The organism is Klebsiella sp. D-Nf1 (assembly GCF_002810515.1).
Classification (GTDB): Bacteria; Pseudomonadota; Gammaproteobacteria; order Enterobacterales; family Enterobacteriaceae; genus Klebsiella; species Klebsiella variicola.
In genome coordinates this window covers 18,198-39,480 of sequence record NZ_PIOK01000013.1, presented here as the reverse complement: position 1 = coordinate 39,480, position 21,283 = coordinate 18,198, and the positions used below count along the sequence as shown (strand labels likewise).

The window sequence follows — 21,283 nt, the reverse complement described above, 5'->3', positions numbered from 1 at the left end:
GAGTTGCAGGAAGGCGGCGACGCAGGGAGTCCCAGGAGCTTACTCCAGTAAGTGACTGGGGCGAGCGAGGAAAGCCAACGTACATGCAGCTTGAATTATAACGGGTATAGCCTGCTTTTTTGAAGATGGCGGCAGCATAGCGCGAAACAAAAGCGCGCGCAGTCGGATGCTAAACGCTTGCTTTTACGTCTTCTCCTGCGATGATAGAAAGCAGAAAGAATGAATCACGGGCAACTATCAATGAAAAACGTTTTTCCTACGCTTGCCGTTTTGTTTGCGATCTTCAGCCTGACCGGCTGCGGTCTGAAAGGGCCTCTTTATTTCCCGCCGGCGGACAAAACCGCGCCGCCGCCGACCAAACCGGTTAACCCAGGCATTCAGAGCGCAACGCCGGATCGTAACGATCGTGGCGATACCGGTGGTCCGAGCCAGGTCAATTACTAACGATAACGTTCTGTTCCGCGCAACTGGAGTAGATGATGCAGTTCTCTAAAATGCATGGCCTTGGCAACGATTTTATGGTCGTTGACGCGGTAACGCAGAATGTTTTTTTCTCGCCGGAGCTGATTCGCCGCCTGGCGGATCGCCACCTTGGCGTCGGGTTCGATCAGCTGTTGGTCGTCGAGCCGCCCTACGATCCCGATCTGGATTTCCATTACCGGATCTTTAACGCCGACGGCAGCGAAGTGTCGCAGTGCGGCAACGGCGCGCGCTGTTTTGCCCGCTTTGTCCGGCTGAAAGGCCTGACCAATAAACGTGATATCCGCGTGAGTACGGCCAACGGGCGTATGGTATTAAGCGTAACGGAAGACGATCTGGTGCGGGTGAATATGGGCGAGCCCAACTTTGAGCCGTCCCAGGTGCCGTTCCGCGCCAACAAAGCGGAAAAGACCTATATCATGCGTGCCGCCGAGCAGACAGTATTGTGCGGCGTGGTTTCCATGGGGAACCCGCACTGCGTCATCCAGGTGGATGACGTGGATACGGCGGCCGTGGAAACGCTGGGCCCGGTGATGGAAAGCCACGAGCGTTTTCCGGAGCGCGCCAATATCGGCTTTATGCAGGTGGTCGGCCGGTCCCATATCCGTCTGCGCGTCTACGAGCGCGGGGCGGGGGAAACCCAGGCCTGCGGCAGCGGCGCCTGCGCCGCGGTGGCGGTGGGGATCCAGCAGGGGCTGCTGGCTGAAACAGTACGTGTGGAATTACCCGGCGGTCGTCTTGATATCGCCTGGAAAGGCCCGGGCCAGCCGCTGTTTATGACCGGCCCGGCGGCCCATGTCTATGATGGATTTATTCATTTATGAAACCAATCGGGGAAGAACAGCAGGAGGTTGCCAGCGCGTTGAACGATCGTGCGGTGGTGGACTATCTGTTGCAACATCCTGAATTTTTTATTCGTAATGCCGCCCAGGTCGAACATATCCGCGTCCCGCATCCGGTCCGCGGTTCGATTTCGCTGGTGGAGTGGCACATGATGCGGGCGCGTAACCATATTCATGTGCTGGAAGAGAATATGTCGCTGCTGATGGAGCAGGCGGTCACCAATGAAAGTCTGTTCCAGCGCCTGCTGCAGCTACAAACGCGGCTGGCGGCTGCGGAGAGCCTCGACGATATGCTCAACCGCCTTCATCGCTGGGCTCGCGAGCTGGGGCTGGCTGGCGCTACGGTGCGCCTGTTCCCTGACAGCTGGCGCCTCGGCGCGCCCTCGAAGTTTACCCATCTGGCGTTAAACCGGCAGGCGTTTGAGCCGATCCGTATTCAACGTCTGGGCCAGGCGCGCCACTATCTTGGGCCGCTGAACGGTCCGGAGCTGCTGGTGGTGCTACCGGAAGCGAAGGCCATTGGATCCGTGGCGATGTCGATGCTGGGCGGTGATAACGCTCCGGGCGTGATGCTCTTTAGCAGCCGCGATGCGCAGCATTATCAGTCAGGGCAGGGGACGCAGTTGCTGCAGGAAATTGCGCAGATGCTCCCTGGCCTGCTGGAGCGCTGGATTGAACGCGCATGACCGACTCTCCGCTGTTCGCCTGCGTCGACCGCTTCCTGCGCTATCTCGGCGTTGAGCGTCAGCTTAGCCCGATTACGCTGACTAACTACCAGCGTCAGCTGGACGCGTTGATCGCCCTGGCGGATGAGGCTGGGCTGAAAAGCTGGCAGCAGTGCGATGCCGCTCAGGTGCGTAGCTTTGCGGTTCGCAGCCGCCGTGCGGGTTTAGGCCCGGCTAGCCTGGCGCTGCGGCTTTCCGCCCTGCGCAGTTTCTTTGACTGGATGGTCAGTCAGGGCGAGCTGGCCGCGAACCCGGCGAAGGGGATTGCGGCGCCGAAAATTCCCCGCCACTTGCCGAAAAATATTGATGTCGATGACGTCAATCGGCTGCTGGATATCGACCTCAACGACCCACTTGCGGTGCGCGACCGGGCGATGCTGGAAGTGATGTACGGCGCAGGTCTGCGTCTGTCCGAGCTGGTCAACCTTGATATTAAGCACCTCGACCTTGAAAGTGGAGAGGTTTGGGTGATGGGCAAAGGCAGCAAAGAACGTCGTTTGCCGATCGGTCGCAACGCGGTGGCGTGGATTGAGCACTGGCTGGATTTGCGCGGCCTGTTCGGCACTGACGACGACGCGCTGTTTTTGTCGAAGCTGGGTAAACGCATTTCGGCTCGCAACGTGCAGAAGCGGTTTGCCGAGTGGGGGATTAAACAGGGGCTGAACAGCCATGTGCACCCGCACAAGCTGCGCCACTCCTTTGCCACCCATATGCTGGAGTCCAGCGGCGATCTGCGCGGCGTGCAGGAGCTGCTGGGCCATGCTAACCTCTCCACCACTCAAATCTATACCCATCTTGACTTTCAACACCTTGCCTCGGTGTACGATGCCGCGCATCCGCGCGCTAAACGGGGGAAATAATGCGTTTTTACCGACCTCTGGGCCCGATCTCCGCGCTGACGTTTGACCTGGACGACACCCTTTATGATAACCGCCCGGTGATTGACCGGACGATGCACGAATCGCTGGCCTTTGTGCGCAATTACCATCCGTCGCTCAGCCAGTTTGACGCCCATGAGCTTAACCAGCTGCGCCAGACGCTGCTGGCTTCCGAGCCTGAGATCTACCACGACGTCACTCTCTGGCGCCACCGCGCGCTGGAGTTAGGGATGCGTAACGCCGGACTCTCTGCCGAAGCGGCGAAAGCGGGCGCTGAGGCGGCGATGGAAAACTTCGCGCACTGGCGCAGTCGGGTCGATGTTCCGCAGGAGACCCACGATACGCTGGCGAAGCTGGCACAGAAGTGGCCGCTGGTGGCCATCACCAATGGTAACGCCCGCCCGGAGCTGTTCGGCCTGAGCGACTATTTCCGCTTCGTGTTGCGTGCCGGTCCGGATGGTCGTTCCAAGCCATTTGCCGATATGTACCACCTGGCGGCGGAGCGTCTGGATTTACCGCTCGGGCACATTCTGCACGTCGGCGATGACCTGACGACCGACGTTGCCGGTTCGCTGCGCTGCGGGATGCAGGCCTGCTGGATCAAACCGCAAGGCGCGGACCTGATGCACACCGCGGACAGCCGTCTGCTGCCGCATATTGAAATTTCACGGTTGGCATCTCTGACCTCGCTGATATAATCACCAGTAACTCTGTATATATTAACAGGGGTTCGTGGAACCCCTTCTCTTCCGGCGGTGCCAATGGACGTTTCTTACCTGCTCGACAGCCTTAATGACAAACAGCGTGAAGCCGTAGCCGCTTCGCGCACCAATATGCTGGTTCTGGCAGGGGCGGGCAGTGGCAAGACGCGCGTTCTGGTGCACCGTATTGCCTGGCTGCTGAGCGTGGAGAACTGCTCGCCGTACTCAATTATGGCGGTGACCTTTACCAACAAAGCGGCGGCGGAAATGCGCCACCGTATCGGCCAACTGATGGGCACTACCCAGGGCGGCATGTGGGTGGGCACCTTCCATGGGCTGGCGCACCGCCTGCTGCGTGCGCACCATCTGGACGCCAATCTACCGCAGGATTTTCAAATCCTCGATAGCGAAGACCAGCTGCGTCTGCTGAAGCGTCTGATTAAGGCGATGAACCTGGACGAGAAACAATGGCCGCCGCGTCAGGCGATGTGGTACATCAACAGCCAGAAAGATGAAGGGCTGCGCCCGCATCACATTCAGAGCTACGGCAACCCGGTGGAGCAGACCTGGCAGAAGGTCTATCAGGCCTACCAGGAAGCCTGCGACCGCGCCGGGTTGGTGGATTTCGCTGAGCTGCTGCTGCGTGCGCACGAGCTATGGCTGAACAAGCCGCATATCCTGCAGCACTACCGTGAGCGTTTCACCAATATCCTCGTCGATGAATTCCAGGACACCAACAACATCCAGTACGCCTGGATCCGCCTGCTGGCGGGCGATACCGGCAAAGTGATGATCGTTGGCGATGATGACCAGTCGATTTACGGCTGGCGCGGCGCGCAGGTCGAGAACATTCAGCGCTTCCTCAACGACTTCCCCGGCGCGGAAACTATTCGCCTGGAGCAGAACTATCGTTCAACCAGCAATATTCTTAGCGCTGCCAACGCCCTGATTGAAAACAACAACGGGCGCCTGGGCAAGAAACTGTGGACCGACGGCGCCGACGGCGAGCCGATTTCGCTGTACTGCGCCTTCAACGATCTCGACGAAGCGCGTTTCGTGGTGAACCGAATTAAAACCTGGCAGGAGAACGGCGGCGCGCTGGAGCAATGCGCCATTCTCTATCGCAGTAACGCCCAGTCGCGCGTGCTGGAAGAAGCGCTGCTGCAGGCCAGCATGCCGTACCGTATCTACGGCGGTATGCGCTTCTTCGAACGTCAGGAAATCAAAGATGCGCTCTCTTATCTGCGCCTGATTGCCAACCGTAACGACGATGCAGCGTTTGAGCGGGTGGTCAATACGCCGACTCGCGGCATCGGCGACCGTACGCTGGACGTGGTGCGCCAGACGTCGCGCGATCGTCAGCTGACGCTATGGCAGGCCTGCCGCGAGCTGCTGAAAGAGAAAGTGCTGGCTGGCCGTGCCGCCAGCGCTCTGCAGCGCTTTATGGAGCTTATCGACGCGCTGGCGCAGGAAACCGCCGATATGCCGCTACATGTCCAGACCGATCGGGTGATTAAAGACTCCGGGCTGCGCGCGATGTATGAGCAGGAGAAAGGCGAGAAGGGCCAGACCCGTATTGAAAACTTAGAGGAACTGGTGACGGCGACGCGCCAGTTCAGCTACAACGAAGAAGATGAAGACCTGATGCCGCTGCAGGCGTTCCTCTCCCACGCCGCGCTGGAAGCGGGCGAAGGGCAGGCGGATACCTGGCAGGACGCGGTTCAACTGATGACCCTGCACTCGGCGAAAGGGCTGGAGTTCCCGCAGGTGTTTATCGTCGGCGTCGAAGAAGGGATGTTCCCGAGCCAGATGGCGCTTGATGAAGGTGGCCGTCTGGAAGAAGAGCGTCGTCTGGCCTACGTTGGCGTAACGCGCGCCATGCAGAAGCTGACGCTGACTTACGCCGAAACCCGCCGTCTGTACGGCAAAGAGGTTTATCACCGCCCGTCGCGCTTTATCGGGGAGTTGCCGCAGGAGTGCGTAGAAGAAGTGCGTCTGCGGGCTACGGTGAGCCGCCCGGTAAACCATCAGCGGCTGGGCGCGCCGATTGCCGAGAGCGATACCGGCTACAAGTTAGGTCAGCGGGTGCGTCATCCGAAGTTTGGCGAAGGCACTATTGTCAACCTCGAAGGCAGCGGCGAGCACAGCCGGCTGCAGGTGGCTTTTCAGGGCCAGGGAATCAAATGGCTGGTGGCGGCTTACGCACGGCTTGAGGAAGTGTAACATTAAGAAAAATATCATTATTTTGTAATAATCTGCTACCTTTATACGTTAAGGCGCCTGATTTGCGCTTTCGCGTTCCGTTGCGTGTTGACGCCGATTTTGCGCTGGCGTAACATGCGCGCACGATTACGCTAAGAGGACATTCGCCTTGGACACACCCAGTAGATGCTGGCTCAACTTCCTGTCATTCAGGAACAACTCCTAAGGCTATCCTCTTATGCTGATAGCCTTAGCGGTTGTCAGCGACCTGCCCCATTCCCGTCGCGCTGAGTCAGGCTTAATGGTCTGAAACCCAATTTGTTTCTGTGTGCCCACCGAACTGTCCGATAATTTTTTTGCATTGGGAGTCCCGGTCATGCTGAGCGCATTTCAACTGGAAAACAATCGTTTAACGCGCCTGGAAGCCGATGAGATCAAGCACCTCGCCAGCTCGGTGTGGGTCGATCTGGTCGAGCCTGACGACGATGAGCGAAGCCGCGTGCAGACGGAACTGGGTCAGAACCTGGCGACGCGCCCGGAACTGGAAGATATCGAAGCCTCCGCGCGTTTCTTTGAAGATGAAGATGGGTTACACATCCACTCCTTCTTCTTTTTTGAAGATGCCGAAGATCACGCCGGCAACTCTACCGTGGCGTTTACCATCCGCGAAGGCCGCCTGTTCACGCTGCGCGAGCGCGAACTGCCCGCTTTCCGCTTGTACCGTATGCGCGTGCGTAACCAGACGCTGGTCGACGGTAACGCCTATGAACTGCTGCTCGACCTGTTCGAAACCAAAATCGAGCAGCTGGCGGATGAAATTGAAAACATCTACAGCGACCTGGAAAAGCTGAGCCGCGTGATTATGGAAGGCCATCAGGGCGACGAGTACGACGAAGCGCTGTCGACGCTGGCTGAACTGGAAGATATCGGCTGGAAGGTGCGCCTCTGTCTGATGGATACCCAGCGCGCGCTGAACTTCCTCGTGCGTAAGGCGCGCCTGCCGGCGGGCCAGCTGGAGCAGGCGCGGGAGATCCTGCGCGATATCGAATCCCTGCTGCCGCACAACGAATCGCTGTTCCAGAAGGTGAACTTCCTGATGCAGGCGGCGATGGGTTTCATCAATATCGAGCAGAACCGCATCATCAAGATCTTCTCGGTGGTGTCGGTGGTGTTCCTGCCGCCGACCCTGGTGGCGTCCAGCTACGGGATGAACTTTGAATTTATGCCGGAGCTGCACTGGAGCTTCGGCTACCCGGGGGCGATCGTCTTTATGATGCTGGCCGGCCTGGCGCCGTATCTCTACTTCAAGCGTAAAAACTGGCTGTAAAAAAAGGGAGCGCCGGCTCCCTTTTTTACTGGCTGAGGGAGGCTTAGCCTCTGCGCAGCCGGCGCTGGGTATACAGCGCATCGACGATAAACACCGCCAGCGCGACCCAGATAAAGCCAAAGGTCACCATTTTATCCTTGCCCGGCACTTCGCCGTAGAACGTCACCGCCAGCAGGAACATCAGTGTCGGACCGATGTACTGGAAGAAACCCAGCGTCGACAGGCGCAGGCGGGTTGCCGCGCCGGTGAAGCACAGCAGGGGAATGGTGGTTACCACGCCCGCGGCCATCAGGAGCAGATTGAGCGACCAGGGGTTTTCCCCCATATGGCTGGTCGGGCTATCGGTGATGCCGAACAGCCAGATTGCCGCCACCGGCAGAAGCCACAGTGTTTCCACCAACATACCGGTCTGCGCGTCGACAGCAATTTTCTTCCGCACCAGGCCGTAAAAGGCAAAGCTGAAGGCCAGTCCAAGGCCAATTACCGGCAGCGAACCAAAGGTCCACAGCTGCACCAGCACGCCGCAAAAGGCGAGGATCACCGCCAGCCACTGCAGACGACGGAAGCGTTCGCCGAGGAAAATCATGCCTAACAGAATGTTCACCAGCGGGTTAATAAAGTAGCCGAGGCTGGCTTCCAGCATATGGTGGTTATTCACCGCCCAGATGAAGAGCAGCCAGTTGCCGCCGACCAGCACCGCAGAGAGCGCCAGCAGGAAGATCTTGCGCGGCGTCTTCAGCAGCTTTTTCACCTGCGGCCACTGGCGGCTGACGCTGATGAGCGCCACCATGAAGAAGAAGGACCAGATCACGCGATGGGTCAGAATTTCATCGGCGGGAACATAGTAGATAAGTTTGAAGTACGCTGGCGCGATACCCCATATAAAGTAGGCGGCGAGGGCCAGAATGATCCCTAACCGCGTCTGTTTCGCATCCATCGGTAAAATCCATTGCCAAAGAGAGTGATGTTACTCGATTTTGGCCAATCAACCCACCATATAGGTGGCCGTAGCGCTGGCAATATATACCTGAGCTTCGTTATGCAGTTCCACGCGGGCTACCGCCACTTTATTGCCGGCGCGCAGCAGGCTGCTGGTGGCGGTAAACCGTTCGCCGCGGCCCGGACGCAGGTAGTCCACGCGCAGGTCGATGGTTCCCATGCGGGAGAGGCGCTGGCGCAGCTCTTCTTCGTTGATGGTGTCATGGCGGGTGAGGGTGCTACCGACGCAGACCAGGCCAGCGGCGACGTCCAGCGCGGAGGCGATCACTCCGCCATGCAAAATACTCTGCGCCCAGTTGCCGACCATCATCGGCTGATTATTAAAGCTGAGCTGGGCAAACGCTTTTTCATAGCGATCCAGTTCGAGGCCGAGGGCGCGGTTAAACGGCATGTGATAGACGAAAATCTCCCCCACCAGTTTCAGCGCTGCTTCGGCAGTAAGTTCAGACATAACACCGGTTCCATTCGTTAACAAAATGTTGATTTTATGCTTCTAAAATATTGATTTCCACTTTCGGAGCGGATTAAGGGGCAGGTGATTAATAAACAGGTAGAATGGCTTCGGGTTAAACAAAAATAAAAACTATTTATCAGGAGACCAGCATGCGTATCTCTTTGGCCAGCCTGGTGGCGCTGTGCGCGTTACCGGCCGGTGTTATGGCGCAGGATGCGTCGGTTCACGACAAACCTGCCGTGCGCGGCAGCATTATCGCCAACCTGCTCCAGGACCATGATAATCCTTTCCTGCTCTATCCTTATGAGAGCAACTATCTGCTCTACACCTGGACCAGCGACCTCAATAAAGAGGCGATCCGCAGCTATGACTGGGCCGAAAACGCCCGTAAAGATGAAGTGAAATTTCAGCTGAGTCTGGCGGTCCCGCTGTGGCGTGGCATCCTGGGCGATAATTCGCTGCTCGGCGCATCGTACACCCAGAAATCCTGGTGGCAGCTTTCCAACAGCAAAGAGTCGGCGCCGTTTCGCGAGACTAATTACGAACCACAGCTGTTTTTGGGCTTTGCGACTGACTATCAGTTTGCTGGCTGGACGCTGCGCGACATCGAGATGGGGTATAACCACGACTCGAATGGTCGTTCCGACCCTACCTCGCGCAGCTGGAACCGGCTTTATGCCCGCCTGATGGCGCAAAACGGCAACTGGCTGGTGGAAGTGAAGCCCTGGTACGTGGTGGGCAACACCGATGATAACCCGGATATCACCAAATATATGGGCTATTACCGGCTGAAGGTGGGTTACCAGCTGGGAGAGGCGATCCTCAGCGCGCAGGGGCAATATAACTGGAACACCGGCTATGGCGGGGCGGAGCTCGGCGTGAGCTATCCCATTACTAAACATGTTCGCGCCTATACGCAGATCTACAGCGGTTACGGCGAATCGCTTATCGACTACAACTTTAATCAAACGCGCGTCGGCATCGGGCTAATGCTCAACGATCTGTTTTAATCGTTGCACTCTGGCTCACAGGCGCTGAAAATAGCGCCTGTTTTCTTTTCAGGCAAATGGGGTCAACGTGGCACAGGCGGAAGTATTAAATCAGGAATCGCTGGCTAAGCAGGTTTTACAAGAGACCTTCGGCTACCAGCAGTTCCGTCCTGGCCAGGAAACGATTATCGAGACGGTGCTTGAGGGCCGGGACTGCCTGGTGGTCATGCCGACCGGTGGCGGCAAGTCGCTGTGCTATCAGGTGCCGGCGCTGGTCATGGGCGGTTTGACGGTGGTGGTCTCGCCGCTGATCTCGCTGATGAAGGACCAGGTCGATCAACTGCTGGCCAACGGCGTGGCGGCGGCTTGTCTGAACTCGACGCAAAGCCGCGAGCAGCAGCAGGAAGTGATGGCCGGCTGTCGCAGCGGGCAGGTTCGTCTGCTGTATATCGCGCCGGAACGGTTGATGCTGGATAACTTTCTTGAGCATCTGACGAACTGGAACCTGGCGATGCTGGCGGTAGACGAAGCGCACTGTATCTCCCAGTGGGGCCATGACTTCCGTCCGGAATATGCCGCGCTGGGCCAGCTGCGCCAGCGGATGCCGCAGATCCCGTTTATGGCATTGACCGCCACCGCCGATGACACCACCCGCCGTGATATCGTCCGTCTGCTCGGGCTTAACGATCCGCTGATTCAGGTCAGCAGCTTCGATCGGCCGAACATCCGCTATATGCTGATGGAGAAATTCAAACCGCTCGATCAACTGATGCGCTACGTTCAGGATCAGCGCGGCAAATCGGGCATCATCTACTGCAACAGCCGCTCGAAAGTGGAAGATACCGCAGCGCGTTTGCAGAGCCGCGGCATCAGCGCAGCGGCTTACCATGCTGGTCTGGAAAACGCCGTCCGCGCCGACGTGCAGGAGAAATTCCAGCGCGACGATCTGCAGATCGTGGTGGCGACGGTGGCCTTCGGGATGGGCATCAACAAGCCGAACGTCCGTTTTGTGGTGCACTTCGATATCCCGCGCAATATTGAATCCTACTACCAGGAAACCGGCCGCGCCGGGCGTGATGGCCTGCCGGCGGAAGCGATGCTGTTTTACGATCCGGCGGATATGGCGTGGCTGCGCCGCTGTCTGGAAGAAAAGCCCGCCGGGCCGCTGCAGGATATCGAGCGGCATAAGCTGAATGCGATGGGGGCGTTTGCCGAAGCGCAAACCTGTCGTCGTCTGGTGCTACTGAACTACTTTGGCGAAGGGCGCCAGGAGCCGTGCGGCAACTGCGATATCTGTCTTGATCCGCCAAAGCAGTACGATGGCTTAATGGATGCGCGCAAGGCGCTTTCAACGATTTACCGGGTGAATCAACGTTTCGGGATGGGTTACGTGGTGGAGGTCCTGCGCGGGGCCAACAACCAGCGCATCCGTGACATGGGCCACGATAAGCTGCCGGTTTACGGCATCGGCCGGGAGCAGAGTCACGAGCACTGGGTGAGCGTGATCCGCCAACTGATTCACCTTGGGCTGGTGGCGCAGAATATCGCCCAGCACTCCGCACTGCAGCTGACCGAAGCCGCACGACCGGTTCTGCGCGGCGAGGTGCCGCTGCAGCTTGCCGTGCCGCGTATCGTGGCGCTGAAGCCGAAGGCGATGCAGAAATCCTTTGGCGGCAATTACGACCGCAAGCTGTTTGCCAAGCTGCGCAAATTGCGTAAAGCGATCGCCGACGAAGAGAATATCCCGCCATACGTGGTCTTCAACGACGCGACGCTGATCGAGATGGCGGAACAGTCGCCACTCACCGCCGGCGAGATGCTCAGCGTCAACGGCGTGGGGACGCGCAAACTTGAGCGCTTCGGTAAAGAATTCATGGCATTGATACGTGCTCATGTCGATGGTGATGATGAGTAGTCAGCCGCGGGAAAAGGTGCCAGAATAGTTTCCCTCTTCACTATTTTCCTGCGAGTTAACTATGCTGATGCTTTTCCTCACCGTGGCGCTGGTGCATATCATTGCGCTGATGAGCCCGGGGCCGGACTTTTTCTTTGTCTCACAAACGGCCATCAGCCGCTCGCGCAGAGAGGCGATGATGGGTGTGCTGGGGATCACCTGCGGCGTAATGGTCTGGGCGGGGGTTGCCCTGCTCGGCCTGAACCTGATCCTTGCGCAGATGGCGTGGCTGCATAACATCATTATGGTTGGTGGCGGTCTGTATCTGTGCTGGATGGGCTACCAGATGCTGCGCGGCGCGCTGAAAAAAGAGGCGGTGGCCTCGGCGGAGCCGCAGGTGGAGCTGGCCCGCAGTGGACGCAGCTTCGTGAAGGGATTGCTGACCAATCTGGCGAATCCGAAAGCGATTATCTATTTCGGCTCGGTGTTCTCGCTGTTCGTGGGTGACAGCGTCGGCGCTGGTGCGCGCTGGGGTATTTTCCTGCTGATTATCGTTGAGACGCTGGCCTGGTTTATGGTGGTTGCCAGCCTGTTCGCCCTGCCGGGGATGCGCCGCGGCTATCAGCGGATGGCGAAGTGGATCGATGGTATCGCCGGTACGCTGTTTGCGGGCTTCGGCATCCACCTGATTATCTCGCGTTAATCTGTATGTGGTCCTCCACCCGGACAAACCCGGGTGGAGAGAGTGTCAGTGGCGAAGCCGCTGCAGCTCATCCTCAGCCAGACCGGTCATTTCCATAATGGCTGCGTCATCAATACCGCGTTTGTGCATTGCTTCGGCAACCTGCAGCAAGGCCTGGTGTTTACCTTCTTTTATGCCCTGCTGTACGCCTTTCTCCATACCTTCTGCAAGCCATGTTTCCGCCAGCGTCATCAGTAATCCTCCATGCTGCGGCACGCGCTGTGCCAGCTTATATTCAGGCGTGACGGGCGGAGGCCAGCAGCGCCCCGACCAGCATAAACAGTGAACCAAAGACTTTGTTCAGTGCCTTCATCTGCTTTGGACCTTTAATCCACGCTGAAATGCGCTGCGCCAGGGTCGCATAGCCAATCATCACAATGATATCGACGACAATGGTGGTGATACCCAGAACGAGATACTGCATCAGCTGCGGCTGGTGCGGCAGGATAAACTGTGGAAACAGAGCGGCCAGAAAAACAATGCTTTTGGGATTGGTGAGATTCACGAAAACTGCGCGCTGGAACAGTTTGCCGCGCGTCTGCGCCTTCGCCAGCGTATTCAGGTCGATGGCCCCAGCTGCCCGCCATTGCTGGATACCCAGCCAGATCAGGTAGGCTGCACCGGCCCATTTCAGCACTTCAAAGGCCAGCACCGAGCGGGAGAACAGGGTGCCGAGACCGACGCCAACCAGCACGATATGAATAACCAGACCAGTCTGCAAACCGGCAATCGACGCCGCCGCGCCGCGGTAACCGTGGTTAATGGAGGTGGTCATGGTATTAATCGCGCCGGAACCCGGCGACAGGCTGAGAATGATTGATGTCAGCAGGTAGGCAAACCACCACTCAATGGTCATGAGAAACTCCCTGATTGTCTGTTTTTATGCCACAATACGCTATTGTGTCAGCATTGTGTGATACACGGCAAAAAAACGATTTTCAGCGGTTAACAGGGGTGTAAACCCGATGTTTGGGCAGAAAAAGGACTGGGAAACACGAGAAAACGCGTTTGCGGCCTTTAGCATGGGGCCGCTGACGGATTTCTGGCGACAGCGCGAAGAGGCTGAATTTAAAGGCGTCGATGATGTACCGGTACGCTTTGTTCGCTTTTGCGCGCAAAATAACGATCGTCTGGTGCTGATTTGCCCCGGGCGCATTGAAAGCTACGTGAAGTATGCCGAAGTGGCCTACGATCTCTTTCACAGCGGCTTTGACGTGATGATTATTGACCATCGCGGCCAGGGACGCTCGGGCCGCCTGCTCTCTGATACCCACCGCGGACACGTCGTTAACTTCAGCGACTATGTCGATGACCTGGCGGCGCTCTGGCAGCAGCAGGTGGTCCCCGGACACTGGCGAAAACGGTTTATCCTCGCTCACTCTATGGGCGGGGCGATTGCCACGCTTTTTCTGCAACGTTACCAGGCGCATTGCGATGCGATTGCGCTCTGCGCGCCGATGTTCGGGATTATCATTCGGCTTCCGGACTGGATGGTGCGCCATATTCTCGACTGGGCTGAGGGCCATCAGCGCATTCGTGAAGAGTATGCCATCGGCACCGGGCGCTGGCGGGCGCTGCCTTTTGCCGTTAACGTGCTGACGCACAGTCGACAACGCTATCGTCGCAACTTGCGCTTCTATGCCGATGAACCGCGACTGCAGGTCGGCGGCCCTACCTGGCACTGGGTGCGTGAGGGCATGCTTGCCGGCGAGGAAGTACTGGCGAATGTCGAGAAAGATACGGCTCCGACGCTGCTTTTGCAGGCAGAGGAGGAGCGGGTGGTCGATAATCTGATGCACGACCGCTATTGTGAATTACGGGCCACTGCTGGCCATCCCTGTGAGGGCGGTAAGCCGCTCGTCATCAAAGGGGCATACCATGAGATCCTTTTTGAAAAGGACGATATGCGCTCAGTCGCGCTAAATGCCATCGTCGAGTTTTTCAATCGACATACTTAATCCGACGATAACGCTCGTCGCCCTGCTTAGAGGTTAACTTTTTTATGTACCAGGTTGTTGCGTCTGATTTAGACGGCACGCTGCTTTCCCCCGATCATTTCCTGACCCCGTATGCCAAAGAGACGCTGAAGCTGCTGACCGCCCGTGGGATCAATTTCGTCTTCGCCACTGGCCGTCACTACATCGACGTCGGGCAGATCCGCGATAATCTCGGCATCCGGTCGTACATGATCACCTCTAACGGCGCCCGCGTTCACGATAGCGATGGCCAGCAAATCTTCGCCCATAACCTCGACCGCGATATTGCCGCCGACCTGTTTGAGATCGTGCGTAACGACCCGAAAATCGTCACTAACGTCTATCGGGAAGACGAGTGGTATATGAACCGCCATCGTCCGGAAGAGATGCGCTTCTTCAAGGAGGCGGTGTTTAACTACAAGCTTTATGAGCCGGGCGAACTGGATCCGCAGGGGATCAGCAAAGTGTTCTTTACCTGCGAGGATCACGAGCATCTTCTGCCGCTTGAACAGGCGATGAACGCCCGCTGGGGCGATCGCGTGAACGTCAGCTTCTCCACCTTAACCTGCCTGGAAGTCATGGCGGGTGGGGTATCGAAGGGACATGCGCTGGAGGCGGTGGCGAAAATGCTTGGCTACAGTCTTTCCGATTGCATCGCCTTCGGCGACGGTATGAACGACGCTGAGATGCTGTCGATGGCCGGCAAGGGTTGCATCATGGCCAACGCCCATCAACGGCTGAAGGATCTGCATCCGGAACTGGAAGTGATCGGCAGCAACGCCGACGATGCGGTCCCGCACTACCTGCGTAAGCTATACCTCGACTGAAAAAGATTGACGACTGATTAATTAGTGTTCAGTCGTCAACCTAACTCTTCGCTACAATGCCTGTTCTTTATCCAACGAGACGATCATTGTGGCGCTGTTAATTATCACCACTATCCTGTGGGCCTTTTCTTTTAGCCTGATTGGCGAATACCTGGCCGGTAGCGTCGACAGCTATTTTTCGGTGCTGATGCGTGTGGGCCTGGCGGCGCTGGTGTTCCTGCCTTTCCTGCGCACGCGCGGCCAGTCTCCGCGCACGATCGTGCTCTATATGCTGGTGGGCGCGATGCAGCTTGGCATCATGTATCTGCTGGCTTTCCGTGCCTATCTCTATCTGACGGTCTCGGAATTTCTGCTGTTTACCGTATTTACCCCGCTGTATATCACGCTGATCTACGACCTGCTCAGCGGACGTAAGCTGCGCTGGGGCTATCTGCTGAGCGCCGCGCTGGCGGTGCTGGGGGCGGCGATTATCCGCTATGACAAAGTCAGCGATCATTTCTGGACCGGGCTGTTACTGGTACAGCTGTCAAATCTTTGCTTCGCCATCGGTATGGTGGGGTATAAGCGTCTGATGGAGGTGCGTCCGATGCCGCAGCACAATGCCTTTGCCTGGTTCTATGTCGGGGCCTTTATCGTGGCGGTGGCGGCGTGGTTTATGCTGGGCAACCCCCAGAAGCTGCCGACCACCACGCTGCAGTGGAGCGTGCTGGTGTGGCTCGGCGTGGTGGCTTCAGGGCTGGGCTACTTTATGTGGAACTATGGCGCCACGCAGGTGGATGCCGGCACGTTGGGGATCATGAATAACGTCCATGTCCCCGCCGGGCTACTGGTTAACCTTGCCATCTGGCAGGAGCAGCCGCACTGGCCGAGCTTTATTAGCGGAGCGTTGGTGATCCTGGCCTCGCTGTGGGTACATCGCCGCTGGGTCGCTCCGCACTCCGGACAAACGGCAGATGATCGCAGGCGTGATTCCGCGCAGAGCGAATAAACGCTTCAGTGACCGGTTGACGCTGTTCGCCATCGCGGACGGCCGCGTACAACCGGCTCCATAATCCCTCACCCAGGGTTTTGGTGACCACCAGACTCTGGCGTTCAAAGCTTTCCACCACCCAGTGCGGCAGCGCAGCGATGCCCATCCTGGCGGCCACCATCTGGATCAATAACAGCGTGTTATCGACGCTTTTCAGCTGGGGATTGATGCCGGCCGGCTGCAGGAAGTGGCGCCAGATATCGAGGCGCCCGCGCTGCACGGGATAAATCAGCAGCGTTTCCGCGGCCAGGTCCTCTGGCGTAATCAGGGTCTTCATGGCTAGCGGGTGCTCGGGCGCCAGCACCAGACGCACCTCATAATCAAACATCGGCGAGTAGTGCAGACCGCTGCGCGGCAGGATATCAGAGGTCATCACCAGATCCAGTTCGCCCTGCTGCAGCGCAGGCTGCGGGTCAAAGGTCACTCCGGAATGGAAGTCGACCTCCACGTGCGGCCAGCGGGCGCGGAAATTCTCCAGCGCCGGCGTCAGCCACTGAATACAGCTGTGACATTCGATAGCCAGGCGCAGCCGGGTCTGCTGCGGTTCGTTACAGTCCTGCAGGGCGCGAGCGATCTGCGGCAGCACCTGATTGGCCAACTGCAGCAGAATTTCCCCTTGCGGCGTGAAGCGTAGTGGCTGGCTTTTACGCACAAACAAACGGAAGCCAAGGCGCTGTTCCAGATCGCTGAACTGGTGAGACAAGGCGGACTGGGTCTGGTGCAGGGCCGCTGCCGCGCCCGCCAGTGAACCGCTGTTCCGCAACGCTTGCAGCGTTTTCAGGTGTTTAATTTCGATCATGAAAGTCCTTCACTTCGCCATGAGCAATTTGCGCTTGAGGAATATACAGTAACTGCCAATTATGGATGTGTAAACATCTGGATGGCTAAAATCCTTAGTCTTTTGAATTTATGGTGCGTTGGCTGCGTTCGCTCACCCCAGTCACTTACTTCAGTAAGCTCCTGGGGATGAGCAAACTTGCCGCCTTCCCTAAATACAAAATCCCTTGGATTAATAATTAATTAGAGGAAGAACACATGACAATTATTAACCACACCCTCGGTTTTCCTCGCGTTGGCCTGCGTCGCGAGCTGAAGAAAGCGCAAGAGAGCTACTGGGCGGGCAACGCCACTCGCGAGGAACTGCTGACAGTAGGCCGTGAGCTGCGTGCCCGGCACTGGGAGCAGCAGAAACAGGCGGGGGTAGACCTGTTACCGGTGGGGGATTTCGCCTGGTACGACCATGTTCTGACTACCAGCCTGCTGCTGGGCAACGTGCCGGCTCGTCATCAGAACAAAGACGGATCCATCGATATCGACACCCTGTTCCGCATTGGCCGCGGCCGCGCGCCGACTGGCGAACCGGCCGCCGCTGCGGAAATGACCAAATGGTTTAACACCAACTATCACTACATGGTGCCGGAGTTCGTGAAGGGCCAGCAGTTCAAACTGACCTGGACCCAACTGCTGGATGAAGTAGACGAAGCGCTGGCGCTGGGCCACAAGATCAAGCCCGTGCTGCTGGGGCCGGTAACGTACCTGTGGCTGGGCAAAGTGAAAGGTGAACCGTTTGACCGTCTGAGCCTGCTGAGTGACATCCTGCCGGTTTACCAGCAGGTGCTGGCCGAACTGGCGAAGCGTGGCATCGAGTGGGTGCAGATTGATGAACCGGCGCTGGTGCTGGAGCTGCCGCCAACGTGGCGGGAGGCCTTTAAACCGGCTTATGACGCCCTGCAGGGCCAGGTGAAACTGCTGCTGACCACCTATTTTGAAGGCATTAGCGACAATCTCACGACCATTGCTGCGCTACCGGTCCAGGGGCTGCACGTCGATCTGGTGCACGGCAAAGATGATGTTGCTGAACTGCATAACCGCCTGCCGGCCGACTGGCTGCTGTCCGCGGGTCTGATCAATGGGCGCAACGTCTGGCGCGCCGATCTCACCGAAAAGTATGCGCAAATTAAAGACCTCGTCGGTAAACGCGACCTCTGGGTCGCGTCATCCTGCTCTCTGCTGCATAGCCCGATCGATCTGAGCGTGGAGACGCGCCTTGATACGGAAGTGAAGAGCTGGTTTGCTTTCGCGCTGCAGAAATGCGGCGAGCTGGCGCTGCTGCGCGATGCGCTGAACAGCGGCGATACGGCGGCGATTACCGAGTGGAGCGCGCCAATCCAGGCCCGTCGCCATTCGACTCGTGTACACAACGCGGAAGTAGAAAAACGGCTGGCGGCGATCACCGCTCAGGACAGCCAGCGCGCCAGCCCTTATGAAGTTCGCGCTCAGGCACAGCGTCAACGCTTTAACCTGCCGGCATGGCCGACCACCACCATCGGGTCATTCCCGCAGACGACCGAGATCCGCGGCCTGCGCCTGGACTTCAAAAAGGGCAACCTGGATGCCAGTCATTATCGTACCGGGATTGCGGAACATATTAAGCAGGCGATCGTCGAGCAGGAGCGGTTAGGTTTAGACGTACTGGTGCACGGGGAAGCCGAGCGTAACGATATGGTGGAGTATTTCGGCGAACACCTGGACGGTTTCATCTTCACGCAAAACGGCTGGGTGCAGAGCTATGGTTCCCGCTGCGTGAAGCCGCCGGTGGTGATCGGCGACGTCAGCCGTCCGCAGGCGATCACCGTCGACTGGGCGAAGTACGCGCAGTCGCTGACCGACAAACCGGTGAAAGGGATGCTCACTGGACCGGTGACCATTCTGTGCTGGTCCTTCCCGCGGGAAGACGTCAGCCGTGAAACCATCGCGAAACAGATTGCGCTGGCGCTGCGTGATGAAGTGGCGGATCTGGAGGAGGCTGGGATCGGCATCATCCAGATTGATGAGCCGGCTTTACGCGAAGGGTTACCGCTGAAGCGCAGCGACTGGGATGCCTATCTGCAGTGGGGTGTGGAAGCCTTCCGCCTTAACGCTGCGGTCGCCAAAGACGACACTCAGATCCACACCCACATGTGCTATTGCGAGTTCAACGACATCATGGACTCCATTGCCGCGCTGGATGCCGACGTGATCACTATTGAAACTTCGCGTTCCGATATGGAACTGCTGGAGTCGTTCGAAGCGTTTGAGTACCCCAATGAAATCGGGCCGGGGGTATATGATATTCACTCGCCGAACGTGCCGAGCGTGGAGTGGATTGAAGCGTTGCTGGCAAAAGCCGCGCAGCGTATCCCGGCGGAGCGGCTGTGGGTTAACCCGGACTGCGGTCTGAAAACTCGCGGCTGGCCGGAAACCCGCGCCGCGCTGGCGAATATGGTGCAAGCGGCGCAGAATCTGCGCGAATCCGCCTGATAGTCAGGCGAAAAATAATAAGGAGGCATTTGCCTCCTTTTTTTGCATCGGGTTATTACCCTTTTTTACCGCCATACTGAGCAAACCACGCGAGCATCCGCTGCCAGCCGTCTTTGGCTGACTCTTCGTGATAGCTGGCGCGATAGTCGGCGTTAAAGGCATGATCGGCTTCGGGATAGACCACGATTTCCGCTGTGGCATTCGCCGCCCGCAGCGCCTGACGCATGGTCTCGATGGTGTCCTGCGGAATACTGGCGTCTTTAGCGCCATACAGACCAAGCACCGGGGCGTTGAGATCAACGGCGATATCCACCGGATGCTTCGGTGAATTCAGCGATTTTTCTCCCACCAGCTTGCCGTACCAGGCCACGCCTGCCTTCAGCTGCGGGTTATGCGCGGCATACAGCCAGGTAATGCGTCCGCCCCAGCAGAAGCCGGTGATTAGCAGACGATGGGCATCGCCGCCGTGGCGCGCCGCCCAGCTGGCGACATGGTCGAGATCCGCCAGCACCTGCGCGTCCGGCACCTTGGTAACCAGCTCTTTGAACAGGGTCGGGATATCGTGGTACTCATTCGGATCGCCCTGACGGAAGTACAATTCAGGCGCAATAGCCAGATAGCCTTCCTGCGCCAGGCGGCGACAAAGATCGCGAATATGTTCATGCACGCCGAAAATTTCCTGTACCACGATAACGATCGGCAGCGGACCGTCGGCATTTTTCGGGCGGGCGTGGTAGGCCGGCATGTTTTCACCCTGGGAGGGAATAGACGTCTCTCCGGCGATAATATGCTCTTCCGGCGTATGAACGGCGGTGGCGGCGTGTGGTGAAGCAGCAGGTGCGAATCCAGGTTGTTTGGTGGTGGTCATGGTATTCTCCGTACCCTTATTTATTAGCGCATCAGTAACTATAGACCCTTTGCCTTTAGTGCGGGCGGTAATAAAGCACAGTGCCTGAAAGCGGCTATCTTTTGTTCTGTGACGATGAATATAACTTGTTAATGTGATGTGTATCACTATTTACTGAAAAACAACTGCAATCATTATTGGTCTTGGTGACTATCATCACAAAAAGATGCCAGGGGCTTCGGTACAGTACCGTTTTGCTTCTGCTGATAATTCGACCCACAGAGGAGTTTTTTATGTCCAAGTCTGATGTTTTTCATCTCGGCCTCACCAAGAACGATTTACAAGGGGCTACGCTGGCTATCGTCCCTGGCGATCCGGAGCGTGTGGAAAAGATCGCCGCGCTGATGGATAAGCCGGTTAAGCTGGCATCCCACCGCGAATTTACCTCCTGGCGCGCGGAGCTGGACGGCAAACCGGTGATCGTCTGCTCTACCGGCATCGGCGGCCCGTCGACTTCTATCGCCGTGGAAGAGCTGGCGCAGCTGGGCGTGCGTACCTTCCTGCGCATCGGCACCACCGGCGCGATTCAACCGCACATTAACGTTGGCGATGTGCTGGTCACGACCGCTTCCGTTCGCCTGGACGGCGCCAGCCTGCACTTTGCGCCGATGGAATTCCCGGCCGTCGCAGACTTCGCCTGCACCACCGCGCTGGTGGAAGCGGCGAAATCTATTGGTGCCACCACCCATATCGGCGTGACCGCCTCTTCGGATACCTTCTACCCGGGTCAGGAGCGTTACGACACCTTCTCCGGCCGCGTGGTGAGCCGCTTCAAGGGCTCAATGGAAGAGTGGCAGGCAATGGGCGTGATGAACTATGAAATGGAATCCGCCACGCTGCTGACCATGTGCGCCAGCCAGGGCCTGCGTGCCGGGATGGTTGCTGGGGTTATCGTTAACCGTACCCAGCAAGAGATCCCTAACGCCGAAACCATGAAGCAAACCGAAAGCCACGCGGTCAAAATCGTCGTGGAAGCGGCGCGCCGTCTGCTGTAATTCAACCCCTTCTCT

Annotated in this window: 21 protein-coding genes and 1 pseudogene; 16 read left to right on the top strand and 6 right to left on the bottom strand. The window is 57.9% G+C overall.

Annotated features, from left to right (window positions below):
* Positions 1-240: 240 nt before the first annotated feature.
* The 8 genes from lptM (at position 241) to corA (ending at position 7,155) form a co-directional block, all read left to right on the top strand.
* Positions 241-444, top strand: a complete 204-nt coding sequence (gene lptM / locus CWM54_RS26695; protein WP_002883392.1) for an LPS translocon maturation chaperone LptM — start codon at positions 241-243, stop codon at positions 442-444.
* A gap of 35 nt (positions 445-479) precedes the next feature.
* Positions 480-1,304 (top strand): diaminopimelate epimerase, encoded by an 825-nt coding sequence (dapF, locus tag CWM54_RS26690; protein ID WP_002883394.1) that lies wholly within the window; start codon positions 480-482, stop codon positions 1,302-1,304.
* On the top strand, positions 1,301-2,008 hold the full coding sequence (locus tag CWM54_RS26685; protein ID WP_061156191.1) for a DUF484 domain-containing protein: 708 nt from the start codon (positions 1,301-1,303) through the stop codon (positions 2,006-2,008). The genes dapF and CWM54_RS26685 overlap by 4 nt, the downstream gene beginning before the upstream one ends.
* On the top strand, positions 2,005-2,907 hold the full coding sequence (gene xerC, locus CWM54_RS26680; RefSeq protein ID WP_012543237.1) for a tyrosine recombinase XerC: 903 nt from the start codon (positions 2,005-2,007) through the stop codon (positions 2,905-2,907). The genes CWM54_RS26685 and xerC overlap by 4 nt, the downstream gene beginning before the upstream one ends.
* The gene (gene yigB / locus CWM54_RS26675) at positions 2,907-3,623 is read left to right on the top strand and encodes a 5-amino-6-(5-phospho-D-ribitylamino)uracil phosphatase YigB (protein ID WP_074387409.1); all 717 of its coding nucleotides are present in this window, start codon (positions 2,907-2,909) and stop codon (positions 3,621-3,623) included. Before xerC ends, yigB begins: the two co-directional genes overlap by 1 nt.
* A gap of 63 nt (positions 3,624-3,686) precedes the next feature.
* Positions 3,687-5,849, top strand: coding sequence for a DNA helicase II (gene uvrD, locus CWM54_RS26670; protein ID WP_087805325.1), 2,163 nt, complete (start codon positions 3,687-3,689; stop codon positions 5,847-5,849).
* Between the two features lie 148 nt (positions 5,850-5,997).
* Positions 5,998-6,054, top strand: a complete 57-nt coding sequence (ysgD, locus tag CWM54_RS29565) for a YsgD/CorL family protein (protein ID WP_349815745.1) — start codon at positions 5,998-6,000, stop codon at positions 6,052-6,054.
* A gap of 150 nt (positions 6,055-6,204) precedes the next feature.
* On the top strand, positions 6,205-7,155 hold the full coding sequence (gene corA, locus CWM54_RS26665) for a magnesium/cobalt transporter CorA (RefSeq protein ID WP_012543234.1): 951 nt from the start codon (positions 6,205-6,207) through the stop codon (positions 7,153-7,155).
* 43 nt (positions 7,156-7,198) lie between these two features.
* Here corA and rarD read toward each other — a convergent pair whose 3' ends face one another.
* The gene (gene rarD / locus CWM54_RS26660) at positions 7,199-8,092 is read right to left on the bottom strand and encodes an EamA family transporter RarD (RefSeq protein WP_061156188.1); all 894 of its coding nucleotides are present in this window, start codon (positions 8,090-8,092) and stop codon (positions 7,199-7,201) included.
* Between the two features lie 48 nt (positions 8,093-8,140).
* Positions 8,141-8,605: an acyl-CoA thioesterase YigI gene (yigI, locus tag CWM54_RS26655; protein ID WP_061156187.1), complete on the bottom strand. Its 465-nt coding sequence runs from the start codon at positions 8,603-8,605 to the stop codon at positions 8,141-8,143.
* Between the two features lie 152 nt (positions 8,606-8,757).
* On the opposite strand from yigI, the gene pldA reads away from it, so the two are divergent.
* The 3 genes from pldA (at position 8,758) to rhtC (ending at position 12,194) form a co-directional block, all read left to right on the top strand.
* Complete coding sequence (gene pldA, locus CWM54_RS26650; protein WP_100699110.1) at positions 8,758-9,618, top strand: phospholipase A; 861 nt, start codon at positions 8,758-8,760, stop codon at positions 9,616-9,618.
* Between the two features lie 67 nt (positions 9,619-9,685).
* A complete protein-coding gene (recQ, locus tag CWM54_RS26645) occupies positions 9,686-11,512 on the top strand; it encodes an ATP-dependent DNA helicase RecQ (RefSeq protein ID WP_100699108.1) in 1,827 nt (608 codons plus the stop codon).
* A gap of 61 nt (positions 11,513-11,573) precedes the next feature.
* Positions 11,574-12,194, top strand: a complete 621-nt coding sequence (rhtC, locus tag CWM54_RS26640) for a threonine export protein RhtC (protein ID WP_061156184.1) — start codon at positions 11,574-11,576, stop codon at positions 12,192-12,194.
* A gap of 45 nt (positions 12,195-12,239) precedes the next feature.
* On the opposite strand, the pseudogene CWM54_RS26635 reads toward rhtC, so the two are convergent.
* Both CWM54_RS26635 and rhtB read right to left on the bottom strand, forming a co-directional pair.
* Positions 12,240-12,467 (bottom strand): annotated as a pseudogene (locus tag CWM54_RS26635) (ISNCY family transposase); the annotation flags it as partial.
* A 1-nt stretch (position 12,468) separates the two neighbouring features.
* Positions 12,469-13,089 carry a homoserine/homoserine lactone efflux protein gene (gene rhtB / locus CWM54_RS26630; RefSeq protein ID WP_100699106.1) on the bottom strand — a complete coding sequence of 207 codons (621 nt, stop codon included), beginning with the start codon at positions 13,087-13,089 and terminating at the stop codon, positions 12,469-12,471.
* 109 nt (positions 13,090-13,198) lie between these two features.
* On the opposite strand from rhtB, the gene pldB reads away from it, so the two are divergent.
* From pldB to CWM54_RS26615, 3 genes are all read left to right on the top strand, one after another.
* On the top strand, positions 13,199-14,191 hold the full coding sequence (gene pldB / locus CWM54_RS26625; protein WP_061156182.1) for a lysophospholipase L2: 993 nt from the start codon (positions 13,199-13,201) through the stop codon (positions 14,189-14,191).
* 44 nt (positions 14,192-14,235) lie between these two features.
* A complete protein-coding gene (gene yigL, locus CWM54_RS26620; protein ID WP_017899394.1) occupies positions 14,236-15,036 on the top strand; it encodes a sugar/pyridoxal phosphate phosphatase YigL in 801 nt (266 codons plus the stop codon).
* 88 nt (positions 15,037-15,124) lie between these two features.
* A complete protein-coding gene (locus CWM54_RS26615) occupies positions 15,125-16,024 on the top strand; it encodes a carboxylate/amino acid/amine transporter (RefSeq protein WP_100699104.1) in 900 nt (299 codons plus the stop codon).
* On the opposite strand, the gene metR is transcribed toward CWM54_RS26615, so the two are convergent.
* The gene (gene metR / locus CWM54_RS26610) at positions 15,912-16,865 is read right to left on the bottom strand and encodes an HTH-type transcriptional regulator MetR (protein ID WP_100699102.1); all 954 of its coding nucleotides are present in this window, start codon (positions 16,863-16,865) and stop codon (positions 15,912-15,914) included. The genes CWM54_RS26615 and metR overlap by 113 nt on opposite strands.
* A 236-nt stretch (positions 16,866-17,101) precedes the next feature.
* Here metR and metE point away from each other — a divergent pair, with 236 nt between their 5' ends.
* Positions 17,102-19,366: a 5-methyltetrahydropteroyltriglutamate--homocysteine S-methyltransferase gene (gene metE / locus CWM54_RS26605; RefSeq protein WP_100699100.1), complete on the top strand. Its 2,265-nt coding sequence runs from the start codon at positions 17,102-17,104 to the stop codon at positions 19,364-19,366.
* Between the two features lie 55 nt (positions 19,367-19,421).
* Here metE and CWM54_RS26600 read toward each other — a convergent pair whose 3' ends face one another.
* Entirely contained in the window at positions 19,422-20,234 is an 813-nt protein-coding gene (locus CWM54_RS26600; RefSeq protein ID WP_012543223.1) for a dienelactone hydrolase family protein, read from the bottom strand.
* Between the two features lie 272 nt (positions 20,235-20,506).
* Here CWM54_RS26600 and udp point away from each other — a divergent pair, with 272 nt between their 5' ends.
* Positions 20,507-21,268: a uridine phosphorylase gene (gene udp / locus CWM54_RS26595; RefSeq protein ID WP_002883419.1), complete on the top strand. Its 762-nt coding sequence runs from the start codon at positions 20,507-20,509 to the stop codon at positions 21,266-21,268.
* Positions 21,269-21,283 lie beyond the last annotated feature (15 nt).

Bases quoted from the DNA above. Each gene is read 5' to 3' on its own strand.
- corA (WP_012543234.1), top strand. From the start codon at position 6,205: ATGCTGAGCGCATTTCAACTGGAAAACAATCGTTTAACGCGCCTGGAA.
- CWM54_RS26600 (WP_012543223.1), bottom strand. From the start codon at position 20,234: ATGACCACCACCAAACAACCTGGATTCGCACCTGCTGCTTCACCACAC.
- rhtC (WP_061156184.1), top strand. From the start codon at position 11,574: ATGCTGATGCTTTTCCTCACCGTGGCGCTGGTGCATATCATTGCGCTG.
- xerC (WP_012543237.1), top strand. From the start codon at position 2,005: ATGACCGACTCTCCGCTGTTCGCCTGCGTCGACCGCTTCCTGCGCTAT.
- udp (WP_002883419.1), top strand. From the start codon at position 20,507: ATGTCCAAGTCTGATGTTTTTCATCTCGGCCTCACCAAGAACGATTTA.
- dapF (WP_002883394.1), top strand. From the start codon at position 480: ATGCAGTTCTCTAAAATGCATGGCCTTGGCAACGATTTTATGGTCGTT.
- metR (WP_100699102.1), bottom strand. From the start codon at position 16,865: ATGATCGAAATTAAACACCTGAAAACGCTGCAAGCGTTGCGGAACAGC.
- lptM (WP_002883392.1), top strand. From the start codon at position 241: ATGAAAAACGTTTTTCCTACGCTTGCCGTTTTGTTTGCGATCTTCAGC.
- pldA (WP_100699110.1), top strand. From the start codon at position 8,758: ATGCGTATCTCTTTGGCCAGCCTGGTGGCGCTGTGCGCGTTACCGGCC.
- yigI (WP_061156187.1), bottom strand. From the start codon at position 8,605: ATGTCTGAACTTACTGCCGAAGCAGCGCTGAAACTGGTGGGGGAGATT.
- pldB (WP_061156182.1), top strand. From the start codon at position 13,199: ATGTTTGGGCAGAAAAAGGACTGGGAAACACGAGAAAACGCGTTTGCG.
- yigB (WP_074387409.1), top strand. From the start codon at position 2,907: ATGCGTTTTTACCGACCTCTGGGCCCGATCTCCGCGCTGACGTTTGAC.
- rarD (WP_061156188.1), bottom strand. From the start codon at position 8,092: ATGGATGCGAAACAGACGCGGTTAGGGATCATTCTGGCCCTCGCCGCC.
- metE (WP_100699100.1), top strand. From the start codon at position 17,102: ATGACAATTATTAACCACACCCTCGGTTTTCCTCGCGTTGGCCTGCGT.
- CWM54_RS26685 (WP_061156191.1), top strand. From the start codon at position 1,301: ATGAAACCAATCGGGGAAGAACAGCAGGAGGTTGCCAGCGCGTTGAAC.
- uvrD (WP_087805325.1), top strand. From the start codon at position 3,687: ATGGACGTTTCTTACCTGCTCGACAGCCTTAATGACAAACAGCGTGAA.
- yigL (WP_017899394.1), top strand. From the start codon at position 14,236: ATGTACCAGGTTGTTGCGTCTGATTTAGACGGCACGCTGCTTTCCCCC.
- rhtB (WP_100699106.1), bottom strand. From the start codon at position 13,089: ATGACCATTGAGTGGTGGTTTGCCTACCTGCTGACATCAATCATTCTC.